This is a genomic window from Hirschia maritima DSM 19733 (assembly GCF_000378345.1).
Taxonomy (GTDB): domain Bacteria; phylum Pseudomonadota; class Alphaproteobacteria; order Caulobacterales; family Hyphomonadaceae; genus Hirschia; species Hirschia maritima.
In genome coordinates, this window is record NZ_KB899545.1 from 86850 (window position 1) to 97988 (window position 11139).

The 11139-nt window shown below is 44.6% G+C and carries 12 protein-coding genes; 9 read left to right on the forward strand and 3 right to left on the reverse strand.

Features of this window, described 5'->3' with window-relative positions; translation table 11 throughout:
- Window positions 1–11 precede the first annotated feature (11 nt).
- From F551_RS0105720 to F551_RS0105730, 3 genes are all read left to right on the forward strand, one after another.
- Window positions 12–413, forward strand: a complete 402-nt coding sequence (locus F551_RS0105720) for an ExbD/TolR family protein (protein ID WP_018996534.1) — start codon at window positions 12–14, stop codon at window positions 411–413.
- Window positions 414–429: 16 nt separating this feature from the next.
- The gene (locus F551_RS0105725; RefSeq protein ID WP_018996535.1) at window positions 430–1095 is read left to right on the forward strand and encodes a hypothetical protein; all 666 of its coding nucleotides are present in this window, start codon (window positions 430–432) and stop codon (window positions 1093–1095) included.
- Between the two features lie 377 nt (window positions 1096–1472).
- Window positions 1473–2927 (forward strand): tetratricopeptide repeat protein, encoded by a 1455-nt coding sequence (locus F551_RS0105730; protein ID WP_018996536.1) that lies wholly within the window; start codon window positions 1473–1475, stop codon window positions 2925–2927.
- A 312-nt stretch (window positions 2928–3239) separates the two neighbouring features.
- Here the strand turns inward: F551_RS0105730 and F551_RS0105740 are convergent, their stop codons facing one another.
- The 3 genes from F551_RS0105740 to F551_RS0105750 all read right to left on the reverse strand — a co-directional run bounded on the left by F551_RS0105740 (window position 3240) and on the right by F551_RS0105750 (window position 6580).
- Window positions 3240–5513 carry a S9 family peptidase gene (locus F551_RS0105740; RefSeq protein ID WP_018996538.1) on the reverse strand — a complete coding sequence of 758 codons (2274 nt, stop codon included), beginning with the start codon at window positions 5511–5513 and terminating at the stop codon, window positions 3240–3242.
- A gap of 178 nt (window positions 5514–5691) precedes the next feature.
- Window positions 5692–6090 (reverse strand): peptide-methionine (R)-S-oxide reductase MsrB, encoded by a 399-nt coding sequence (gene msrB / locus F551_RS0105745; RefSeq protein ID WP_018996539.1) that lies wholly within the window; start codon window positions 6088–6090, stop codon window positions 5692–5694.
- 10 nt (window positions 6091–6100) lie between these two features.
- The gene (locus F551_RS0105750) at window positions 6101–6580 is read right to left on the reverse strand and encodes a MaoC family dehydratase (RefSeq protein WP_018996540.1); all 480 of its coding nucleotides are present in this window, start codon (window positions 6578–6580) and stop codon (window positions 6101–6103) included.
- Window positions 6581–6991: 411 nt separating this feature from the next.
- Here F551_RS0105750 and F551_RS0105755 point away from each other — a divergent pair, with 411 nt between their 5' ends.
- From F551_RS0105755 to F551_RS0105780, 6 genes are all read left to right on the forward strand, one after another.
- Entirely contained in the window at window positions 6992–7429 is a 438-nt protein-coding gene (locus F551_RS0105755) for a hypothetical protein (RefSeq protein ID WP_018996541.1), read from the forward strand.
- A gap of 112 nt (window positions 7430–7541) precedes the next feature.
- Window positions 7542–8738 carry a DUF2336 domain-containing protein gene (locus F551_RS16320; RefSeq protein WP_018996542.1) on the forward strand — a complete coding sequence of 399 codons (1197 nt, stop codon included), beginning with the start codon at window positions 7542–7544 and terminating at the stop codon, window positions 8736–8738.
- 140 nt (window positions 8739–8878) lie between these two features.
- Complete coding sequence (locus F551_RS0105765) at window positions 8879–9358, forward strand: Na+/H+ antiporter subunit E (protein WP_026296678.1); 480 nt, start codon at window positions 8879–8881, stop codon at window positions 9356–9358.
- A gap of 3 nt (window positions 9359–9361) precedes the next feature.
- Window positions 9362–9658, forward strand: coding sequence for a monovalent cation/H+ antiporter complex subunit F (locus tag F551_RS0105770; protein WP_018996544.1), 297 nt, complete (start codon window positions 9362–9364; stop codon window positions 9656–9658).
- A gap of 4 nt (window positions 9659–9662) precedes the next feature.
- Window positions 9663–10064 carry a monovalent cation/H(+) antiporter subunit G gene (mnhG, locus tag F551_RS0105775; protein WP_018996545.1) on the forward strand — a complete coding sequence of 134 codons (402 nt, stop codon included), beginning with the start codon at window positions 9663–9665 and terminating at the stop codon, window positions 10062–10064.
- Window positions 10065–10068: 4 nt separating this feature from the next.
- Window positions 10069–11139: a DUF4040 domain-containing protein gene (locus F551_RS0105780; RefSeq protein ID WP_018996546.1), complete on the forward strand. Its 1071-nt coding sequence runs from the start codon at window positions 10069–10071 to the stop codon at window positions 11137–11139.

An 11139-nucleotide genomic window follows, 5' to 3' on the forward strand; every position in this document is an offset into this window, starting at 1 on the left:
AGGAGTATCTAATGTCTAGAGAAAGTCGTATAGCGCCAGAAGAAGATGCAGAAGTTGACTTGACGCCAATGTTGGATGTTGTGTTCATCCTTTTGATCTTCTTTATCGTAACTGCAACATTTGTGAAAACACCTGGTGCGACCGTTGAAAAAGTTGATCTTGAAAAGGTTGTTCCCATTAAAGATCCAATCATGGTTGCATTGACCTCTGAAGATGAGATCTGGATCAACAGAAAAGCCGTGAAAATGCGGGAAGTTTATGCTACCATGCAAGAAATGGTTGAGGATAACCCGGTCGGTGAGGCGATGATCCAAGTTGATGGTCAGAGCACCACAGGTGTTTTGCTTGAATTGCAAGGCATTATGGTCAATGCTGGTGTGAAGAGCATCAACATTTCAACTGAAACCGAATAAGAAAGGAGAGGATAAGATGTTTTCTAATCCAATCGTCAGATTTGGTGTTGGTATTCCTGCTGCGGCAGTTCTTTCAGTGGCATTATTTATGCTGATGGAAAACCTGATCCGAATCAAGGAAATCTGTCCACCGGGAGCAGTTATGAGCCCGGCAACAGGGAAGTGTGTAAAAGCTGACCAACGTAGCTTGCGTAACATTTTTGCAGAAAAAGCAACTGTTGATGAAGTTCGCTCAAGTCGTAAGGCTCCTAAAAAGCTGAACAAAGCGAACAAACCACCTCCGCCGCCTAAGATGGCTGCAACTAAGCAAAACATTGATTTGCCGAAAGCAAACATCCAAGGGTCTGCTCCAACTGAAATTAAGTTTGAGCGTGTGACAGGTATCAATATTGGTGCTGTTTCTGTAAGTGACCGTGATGCTCAGCCAGTACGTCCACCTAACACAAGTGCGCTAATTCGCGCGATGCAACGTGTTGGTAAGTCTGCTGAGTGTGAGGTGTCACTAGATGTGGATCCGCAAGGTAAACCATACAATGTGGAAGCCACATGTAATGTAGCTCAATATGAAAGAGCTGCAACTAGAGCTGTGGCCGCGACTGAGTTCGCACCTAAGATCGTCAAAGGTAAAGCCGTTGGCCGTAGAGGCGTGGTATATCCTTTCGAACTTCGTATGGAAGAGTAATTTAATTGATGTGCGCAAAGTTCTAACGAGGTTTGCGCACATCGCTAAATTTTAGATTGAGTGAGAGTTTATATTACAAATTTTCACGCAAGGGTTCGGCATATTCTGGTCAAGAATCTGTCTTATCTTAAAAGTACAAGTGGTTTTATGGATGGTATCCCCTTCAAATAGTGAGGACTAAGCGATCACATAGAACTGAATATCAGTTGAAATCAATCACTGGTAAAATAAGCAACTTAACAGCGCTGGTTCAGCGTCGGTATGTTGTTTGAGAGAAACAAGCCACGGCGCGTTCATTCGGCAAGGTATCGAAATAGGGCGCTTTGAGTAAAAGTTATAGGATGTAGAATGTTACATCCATCGTTTGGAGGAAAACGATGCGTTTGAAAAACCTGACATGCGGAGCCGCTGTGGCGTTGGCTATGGCTTTCACAGCTCCTTCTGCGTTAGCTCAAGCAGCGACGTGTGAGGAAGTTCAGTTTACTGCGAAAGCTGGTCAAACTTATCTTGATGCCGAGAATGCCTATTTGGCCGAGGGTCAATTGGAGCAAGCGCGTCAATTGATCAGTAAGCTTAAAGGAATGGAGCTGAACTGCTATGAACGTGCAGCTGTTATTCGACTATCGGCTGGTATAAACGTAAAAGCTGGTGATTATAAAGCTGCGATTGTTGATCTTGAAGAAGCTCTTCCTACTTTTGCTGGAAAAGACAGGACTGAGACACTCTACAACATTGCTCAGCTATATCTCCAAACTGATGACAACAGAAATGCTGCTGCCAAACTGGAAGAATGGATCGCATCTGGCGCTGTACCTACCGGTCAGCAATACATGCAAATGGCGACGTTGTATCAGCAATTGGGTGATAACAACAAAGCAATTAAGTATCTTGAGTTGATGCTTCAGAAGGATAAAAATCCGTCTAAGCAGGCGATTGATTTTGCGGTATATCTTTACAATGAAACTGGCCAAAAATCTAAACTTGCTAGTTTCTTGATGGATACTGTTATTCCGCGTTTTCCTGCGGATAAAAAATACTACGAAGTGATGTCTTCTCTCTACTATGAAGATGAGAATGACCACAAAGCATTTGAAGTTGTTAAAGCAATGTACCTTGCTGGCTTCCTTGATAAGGAAAGCGAAGTTATGCGTGTTGTGAACTTCTACAATGCATTTAACTCACCTTATGAAGCTGCGAAGGTGATGGAAAAAGAGATGAATGCAGGGCGTATCAAAGAAACAGCTGAGAAGCTGGATACGCTTGCGAACTTGTACCAAGTTTCTCGTGAATATGAACGCGCGATTCCTGTTATTCAAAAGCTTGCTAGAATGACTAATAGTGGTAAGTCATATGAGCGTCTTGGTCGTTCTTACTTTGAGATGGGTAAGCACAAAGAAGCAGAAGAAAACCTTCGCATTGCACTCGATAAAGGTGGAATGAAGGAGCCTGGATTTGGATGGGTGTTGATCGGTCAGATCAAACACAAAGCTGAGGACCGTTCTGGTGCGCGTCAAGCTTTCCGTGAAGCTGCGAAACTTGGTGACCGTGGTGGTAGCGGTTGGTTATCATTCATGAATTCTGAAGATGAAACAAAGCGCGCTCTAGCAGAGTTTGATCTTCGTGTTGCTCTTGAAGAATTGAAAAACATCAAGAAGGCATGTGAGCTAACGAAAGTTCTTGGTGGCGAGCCTGCTGAAGAATGTACCACAATTGATGCAAGAATTGTTGAAGCTGCTGCTAAACTTGGTGAAGATGCTGATGGCAACAAGCTAGAAGCGCCTTCAACTGAAGAAGCTTCTAACGAAGAAGAAAGTTCTAACGACGACGCTTAAGTCGTTTAGAACAGCTTAAAACAAGAATGAGCCGGTGAGTTGTGTACTTGCCGGCTTTTTTTGTGCTTGACTTGGTTTGGCTTCTGAAAGGATCGCCGTTCGGCAACGGCAACGGCAACGGCAACGAGCAAACAAAGTTGGTTCGGCTGAACGTGTCTATGAGATCAACTGTTCTAGAAATTGGTTTGATAACGCCAGATACAAAAAAGGCTGATACCGCTACTAACGATACCAGCCATGATTTGCTGATATAAATCAAATCACTACTGCTTAAATTGGAAGCTCTAAGTAGTAGTGGTTCTTTAGTCGATTTTAGTCAGTCGTCAGATCTAAAACGTCTGTTTTACCGACTGTCGCTAATGCGAATGCATATTCGATTGCAGTTTCTTTCAATCCTTCAAAGCGACCTGAAGCACCTCCGTGTCCAGCTCCCATATTAATACGTAGGAAATATGGGCCTGCTTCAGAAGCTTCGTGACGCAATATTGCCGCCCATTTAGCCGGCTCCCAGTATGTTACGCGCGGGTCAGTTAGTCCGCCAGTAATTAGCATTGGTGGGTAGGGCTTGTCAGCAATATTGTCATATGGAGAATAGGCGAGAATTGTGTCATAGTCCTCAGCACTTTTGAGTGGGTTTCCCCATTCTGGCCACTCAGGAGGTGTCAATGGAAGTTCTGTATCTGACATAGTGTTTATTACGTCTACAAACGGAACGGCAGCGACTATTCCAGCAAAGATGTCAGGATCCATGTTGGAAACTGCACCCATGAGCAATCCACCAGCTGATCCACCCATTCCTACAATTTGACCTTCAGATGTGTACTCTTGGTCGATCAGGTATTTTCCTGCTGAAATGTAGTCCTTAAAAGTGTTGGTTTTCTTTTCGAGTTTTCCATCCAGATACCATTGATACCCTTTTGCTTGTGACCCTCGAATATGCGCAATCGCATATACAAAGCCTCGGTCGACAAGAGACAACCGACCTGAACGGAAATCTGCTGGAATGGTAATCCCATACGACCCATATCCATAAAGTAGGGTTGGTGCGGATCCATCCATAGGCGTATCTTTATGGCGTAGGACAGTCACAGGGATTTCAACGCCGTCGTGGCCTGGAGCCATCACTCGATCAACAATGTAATCTGCAGGATTATGTCCTGATGGAATCTCACGCGTTTTAAGTAGTGTTTTTTCGCGAGTGGTCAGGTTGTAATCATGTGTTTGATCAGGCGTTGTTGGAGAAGCATAATAGAGACGGATAGTGTCTGTGTCATACTCATATCCTGTGCTGGCCGAGATGTCATAGGCCTGTTCATCAAATGCCACTTCATGCGTTTCGCCTGTTTGACGGGAAGTGATTGATAGACGAGGTAGTGCATTCTTTCGTTCTTCAACCACCAGCCAGTCTTTCAACGCGCTTACACTATTGATTAAAGTGCCCGGTTCGTGTGGAACAACGTCTACCCATTCTTCGCGGCTTGTTGAGGCGTACGGGGCGGACATGATTTTGAAATCAACTGCACCATCGGCATTTGTTTTGATGAAAAATTTTCCATCAAAATCGGTGATTTCATATTCCACGTCTTGTTCGCGAGGGGCAATTGTGTGGAGTGTTGTTGGGTCATCACTGTCAGTCTCGATATAATGATATTCGCTTGTCGTGTGATTTCCCGTACGAACGAAGATAAACTTGTCTGACTGACTGCGCTGAACACCAAGGAAATAACCAGAATCTTTCTCGTGGAAGACAAGCTGATCTTCGCTTGAACCCAGTTCCCGGTAGAGAACTTTTTCAGGGCGGTTGTTCTCATTTCGAGTAACGTAATAGAGAGAATTAGAATCTGCTGCCCAGGTGAATGAGCCGTATGTGTTCTCAATAACGGTTTCAAGTTCTTCGCCTGTCTTCAGGTCCTTGACCCGCAGTGTGTAGAATTCAGACCCTTTGTCATCAACGGTATAAGCAATTTTTGAATGATCTGGGCTGTGTGAGACTTGTCCAAAGTCAAAATATTCCAGACCGTCGCCCATCGCGTCACCATCCAACAGGATGATTTCTTCTGCATCGCTGTCTTTGTCGAAAGCAGTTTGGGCGGGCTTTCGCGCATAGACTGGGTATTCTCCACCTTCGCGGAACTTGCGGTAATAAGCCCATTCGCCATCAATCATCGGCACAGAAGAATCATCTTCTTTGATACGGCCCTTCATCTCTTCAAAAATCTCTTTTTGTAGGTCAGTAGTTGGCTCTTCTAGTACTGTTCTGGTAAATGCATTTTCCGCTTCTAGATAATCGCGAATGTCTTGCTGTAAAACCTCTGGTTTTTGCATGACTTCTTGCCAGTTATCGTCGCGTATCCAAGCGTACGGGTCTGTGCGCGTGCGGCCTACTTGTTCGGTAATTTTGTCAATGCGGTTTGCGATAGGTGGCGTGGGCCAGTTTGAGGTGTCTACCATGGTTCTCTTTGGGCTGGATGTGTCAGTCATTGCCTCTTGAGGTTTCGTTTCAGCCTCTGTTGGCACTGACGAGTTTAAGTTAGCGCAGTTGGCCAACGCAAATATTGATGTTGCGGCCAGAAGTGTCCGTATCATGAAGTCTTCCCCTGAGATTTATTGATTAACGGAAAGATTGAAACAATTACGTGATAAGTAAAGAGGCAAATTTCACATCTATCAAATAGATATTTATGCTCCTCATATTGCGCGCTGATATTGGTGCATTTTTATAGATTGATGTATACGATGATTGAATTGAAGTATGAAATTCTAGCTATTCTTCTGGAACAAACTTCAAGACACTTCCGTTGATGCAATATCTTAGGCCTGTAGGTGGCGGGCCATCCTCAAAAACATGACCCATGTGGGAACCACACTTTGCGCATTTTACTTCGACACGTGGCATAGCTAGTTTAAAATCTTGTTCTGTACTGATCACATCATCGAATGCAGGTTGGTAGAAGCTTGGCCAACCAGACCCTGAATCATATTTGTGTGTTGATGACCACAAAACCGTATCACAGACTACGCAATGGTATTCACCATTACGTTTTTCATTATTTAGAGGGCTTGTGAATGCGCGTTCTGTGCCTTCTTCCCGAGCAATTTTGTATTGTTCGGGCGTCAGTGCGTTTTTGATTTTATTTTCTTCCTGAGAATTGTCGTTTGTCATTTTACTGGCCTTATACTGCGGCTGTGTTTTCTTTTCCGACTAATTCATCACCATACACTATTTGTAAGGTTTCAGCGATGAGGGCGGGGCGCTTTTCACCTTCAATTTCTATTGTGTTTTTGATCTTCACAATCTTACCGCCAGCACTACTTTTAACGGATTCACAAAATTGAACCAGCCTGATGCGTGCTCCTACCTTGACCGGGTTTTTTAGCCTTACCCTGTCGCTTCCGAAATTTACAATGCGAGACATTCCATTGATGGTCAGGCATTCATTAAAAAAAACGGGAAGCAGGGAAAGGATGAGATATCCGTGGGCTATTGTTCCACCTATTTCACGATTTGCACGTTCTACATCGACGTGGATCCACTGGTGGTCCCCCGTGGCATCTGCGAATCTATTGATTCTATCTTGGGTGATTTCAAGCCAATTGGACGTTCCAATTTCTTGCCCAACTTTTTCATGGAGTTCAGAGAATTGTAGTTCCATTTAAAAGTCACTCCCGAAAATGTGCATACTTGTGGTTGTAAAATGTTCCAACTGTACAGTCAGCACTACGACATTATCTAGGGGATATTCAAGTGACGTTTTAAATTAATGTGACGTAGGGGCGATGTAGATGGATTGGCAATTACTAACCAAAAAGCATAAGAACTTTCAATATAGACCTATTAATTGAGCATTGAACAAGAGGGAGTGCGGCAGGCAAAGTCAGCTTTGTTTTTAAAAAGATATGGAAAATGTAATTTAGAATTGATTTTATTGACCATATTGTTTTTGAAAGAAATATTCTAGATACTCCCATTTTCAACAATATTCGTCACACCGCTATCACATTTTCATTGTGTTATGGTCTGGAGGGTATTACCTCAAAACGAGTGGCTGAAGAGGTTAAATGCAATGCGCGGTGTGAGATCATTTCTGGGATGGTTGTTGGCTATTGGCCTTATCATTGTGCTCGCGTTCTCCGCGGATGCAAAATTGTTTGGAGATCCTGAAAAAGCGAACGTGGTCTTCTCAATTTTGGCTGACACGACTGGTCTTGCTTTGTTTGAGCCAACAGGACGTTATGTCTATGGAATGCTTGAAGCATTTGCAGCATTGATGCTGTTTTTGCCTTTTACGCGGCGCTTTGGTGCGTTTCTTACCTTTGTTATTGCGGGTGTATTGGTTGGTGCGTACGCTACATCATTTCTTGGTCAAGAGATCCCTCTGGCTATCGGAGGAGAGGAAACAGATGGTGCCAGTCAGTTTTATCTGATGATTGCAATGACAACGGCGGCAGGGCTATTGATGTTTATTCATCCAGGCAAAAAACGCCGCCGTACTTTTAATTAGCGTCGTTACAGGCTGTATGTTCGAAGGCAAAAACTTTGATTTTCTTTAAATTGATGACTTTTGATTAACGGATTGAAGTACAATATCGCGATCAAGAATCGCGAGGCATGCTATGGCCGATGGCCTAAACCACGAAGTAGAACCCCAAGAGGATTACAAATCTCGACGCATGTTGTTGCGTCGGCTGACGGATGTTGTTGCACTTCCGGATTCTGCATCCAGTGCTCAAGATAGAGCAATTGCAGGTGATCTTTTGTTGGAAATGCTTATCGACGCCAACGAGAAAGAGCGGGCAGTTTGTGCGAAGCGATTGATGAATATGTCTCAAGCTCCGACACGCGTTCTTAGGTTTTTGGGGCAGGACGTTGCTTCTGTTTCAAGTGAATTGCTTGAAAATTCAGAGGCGTTTGATCAATCTGACCTCGTGACAATAGTTGTGTCCGGAGCCGCTCATCACCGTAAAGCTATCGCTGGGCGTAAAGATGTTGGTTCGTGTTTGAGTGACGCTATTTCTCAAAGTCGTGACACAGAAGCAATTGCACGTTTGTTAATGAATGATCGTGCTGTAATCTCTGAATTAGCTATTGATCGCTTGGTAACTCTTAGTCGCAACATCGAACGATTGAGTACTCTATTGTTACGACGTCAAGAATTGAGACCAGCACACGCGCTGGTGCTGTTTTGGTGGTCTGATAAACAAACACGGCGAATGATTCTGCAGAGGTTTTCTGCAGAACGCGAAGTTTTGATTGATATGTGCTCAGATATATTCTCTGAAGCTGCAAAAGAAGATTGGAAAGATCCTATCGTTCGCAAAGCTCTCCAGGTAATTGAGCGACGGCAGAGAAATCGATCAGCAATCGAACGTAGTCAATATGAAAATCTTGAAGACGCTATTGCGCAAATGCTTAAGAATGGCCACAGCCCAGAGGCCATAGATGAAATCTCTTATTTGTGCGGAATAAAACCTCTAACAGGTCAAAAGATCTTTGCTGACCCTAGCGGTGAAGGTATAGCGGTGCTGGCAAAGGCAGTCGGGTTAAAGCGTCAATATTTTAAGGCTCTATGGGCTGCTCTTGGACGTCCGATCAGCCGTAAAGACGCACCTGTTGAGCACTTTGAGTATGTCTTAGAAACATACGAAATTCTCGCAGTAGCGAAGGCTCAAACTGTTTTGAGATATTGGAACTGGTCGTTGAGTTCAGCCTTTTCACCAGAAATGCTAGATGAAAATACTCTAGACCTAGAACATGGCGCTGAGCATTTTGGTCAAGCGGCCCGCGCTGGACGTCTTGTTTTCGGTCGGTAATTGCACCTCTAGCAGGTTTTGAGCAATCAGGACTGGTCAAATTACCTTATTCTGGGTAACTAATTCATAATACTAAAGTATGGGGCTGTAGATTCTTTCATGGAATCTAACTGCATCCCCTAGATAAAAAAACGGGTCTGATGGCGTATTTTCTGGGCTTAACCCTCGGGGTTTCACTCTTTTGGTTTGGACTTTCCGGCCATTTGGAGTTTCCAATTCTGCATATGGGAATTGGATCTATTATCTTCGTTCTATGGTTTTGCCATCGATTGAAAATTCTCGATGTTGAAGCGTCGCCCTATATGCGAATGCCGCGTGCTATCGGTTATTGGTTTTGGCTAGGTGGAGAAGTCATCAAGGCAAATATGGTTGTTGTTCGGGCTGCTCTGAAAGCAACCCCTGACATTGAACCTGCAATGACGCGTGTAAAGACCACATGTAAATCTGATTTAGCAAAAGTAACTTTTGCAAATTCCATAACCCTCACTCCCGGAACGGTGACAATTGATATGGAAGGTGACGAGCTCATCGTACATGGGCTCTACGCGAAAGACGTTGCCCCTGGTTCGTTCGATGAGATGGATCAGAGAACCGCAAAAGCAATAGACGGAAAGAGATAGAACATGCTTGTAGCTGCTACCCTTGCTGTTATTGCAGCGATGGCGCTTCTTCTAGCGCGCGCCATTATGGGGCCAACGCTTTATGACCGTGTCCTGGCGGTCAATTCATTTGGAACCAAAACAGTTCTTCTACTTGGTTTTTTAGGGTTCGTGACTGGGCGTCCAGATTTTCTGGATATTGCATTGTTGTATGCAATGATAAATTTCGTTGGGACTATCGCAATCCTTAAATTCTTCAGATATCGGTCATTTGGTGTGCCATTGGTTGCTTCAAAAAATTCCGCTCAAGGAGAGGAATAGGGACATGGCTGATACATCTTTATTCTCGCCCGAAAACTTGGAAGCGGCACGTGTATTTGTAGGATCTGCATTAGCGCTGACCGGAGCTGTATTTTCTGCAGCTGGTTCAATAGGTGTGCTTCGTTTTCCAGATTTCTACACGCGTATGCATTCAGCATCTGTGACCGACACACTTGGGGCAACACTCGTCTTGTTCGGATTGATGTTGATTGGTGGCTGGTCGTTAGTATCCTTCAAACTGCTTTGCATTTGGATATTCTTTATGTTCACAAGCCCAACAGCTTCAAACGCTGCTGCGAACGGTGCAATGAAAGCCGGGTTAGAGCCTTTCCTCGGTAAATGGACGGGGCAGAAAATCAAAATTGAAGGCCAAGAGGCCTTAAGAGCACAAGAGGATAGGGAATAATCCGATGGAAGCTCATTTTAGTCCTTCTGTTCTCATTGCGAATATTGTTCTGATGGCAATGCTTGGCGTTATTACAATCGCCATTATACGATTGCGTAGTCTGTTTGCCATCGTGATGCTGGGGGGTGTTTATTCACTCGTGTCAGCAGCTTGGTTTCAAGCAATGGATGCCGTTGATGTGTCCTTTACGGAAGCAGCTGTAGGAGCAGGAATTTCAACAACGCTTTTCCTTGCGGCTATGCTGCTAACGGTACGTACAGCTAAGCCTTCAAAACCGATTAAAAAACGTTGGGCACCGCTCGCCGTTGTGTTAGCGACTGGAGCTGCTCTGGTTTATGCGTCGGTTGATTTACCGGTGTTTGGTTCGGCTGAAGCACCTGCCAATGCCCATGTTGGAAAGGCCTATATCGAGGCTACACCTTCCGATGTTGGAACACCAAACATTGTAACTGCGGTTCTCGCATCATACCGTGGTTTTGATACTTTTGGTGAAACTGTAGTGGTATTTGCGGCAGGGGTTGCAGTGATATTGCTCATCGGATTTGGTGAACGTGCTCGCGCTGCCTCTGATTGGCGCGGTAAAGATGAAGAGCAGGATGAAAACTTTAGTGATGATAGCCACTTAATTCTTCGTGTCGTCTCTAAATTCCTTATTCCACTGATCGCTATTTTTGCTTTTTATGTGCATTTCCACGGAGAGTATTCACCTGGAGGTGGTTTCCAGGCCGGGGTGATCTTTGCGGTGGCTGTCATGCTTTATGCGCTGATTTTTGGGTTAAAAGCAGCCATGACAGCATTCCCACCCGTGTGGGCGAGGGCTGGTGCTGCTATTGGTGTCGCGATTTACGGTATGACCGGTATTATTTGTATGATTAATGGAGGGGATTTCCTCGATTATGACTACATATTTGGTCCACCTGTTGAGGGGGCGCACCACGGTCATCATAATTGGCCACAGATTACTGGAATTATCGGAGTTGAGGTCGGCGTTGTTGTCGCTGTGGCGTGTGTGATGATTACAGCATTTTATGCATTTGCAGGCCGCGTGCCTGAGATTCGGGACGAGGACTGGTAA

Excerpts from the sequence above, each read along its gene's own strand:
- F551_RS0105755 (WP_018996541.1), top strand. The coding sequence starts at position 6,992 with ATGCGCGGTGTGAGATCATTTCTGGGATGGTTGTTGGCTATTGGCCTT.
- msrB (WP_018996539.1), bottom strand. The coding sequence starts at position 6,090 with ATGACAAACGACAATTCTCAGGAAGAAAATAAAATCAAAAACGCACTG.
- mnhG (WP_018996545.1), top strand. The coding sequence starts at position 9,663 with ATGGCTGATACATCTTTATTCTCGCCCGAAAACTTGGAAGCGGCACGT.
- F551_RS0105740 (WP_018996538.1), bottom strand. The coding sequence starts at position 5,513 with ATGATACGGACACTTCTGGCCGCAACATCAATATTTGCGTTGGCCAAC.
- F551_RS0105765 (WP_026296678.1), top strand. The coding sequence starts at position 8,879 with ATGGCGTATTTTCTGGGCTTAACCCTCGGGGTTTCACTCTTTTGGTTT.
- F551_RS0105770 (WP_018996544.1), top strand. The coding sequence starts at position 9,362 with ATGCTTGTAGCTGCTACCCTTGCTGTTATTGCAGCGATGGCGCTTCTT.
- F551_RS0105725 (WP_018996535.1), top strand. The coding sequence starts at position 430 with ATGTTTTCTAATCCAATCGTCAGATTTGGTGTTGGTATTCCTGCTGCG.
- F551_RS0105750 (WP_018996540.1), bottom strand. The coding sequence starts at position 6,580 with ATGGAACTACAATTCTCTGAACTCCATGAAAAAGTTGGGCAAGAAATT.
- F551_RS0105730 (WP_018996536.1), top strand. The coding sequence starts at position 1,473 with ATGCGTTTGAAAAACCTGACATGCGGAGCCGCTGTGGCGTTGGCTATG.
- F551_RS16320 (WP_018996542.1), top strand. The coding sequence starts at position 7,542 with ATGGCCGATGGCCTAAACCACGAAGTAGAACCCCAAGAGGATTACAAA.
- F551_RS0105780 (WP_018996546.1), top strand. The coding sequence starts at position 10,069 with ATGGAAGCTCATTTTAGTCCTTCTGTTCTCATTGCGAATATTGTTCTG.
- F551_RS0105720 (WP_018996534.1), top strand. The coding sequence starts at position 12 with ATGTCTAGAGAAAGTCGTATAGCGCCAGAAGAAGATGCAGAAGTTGAC.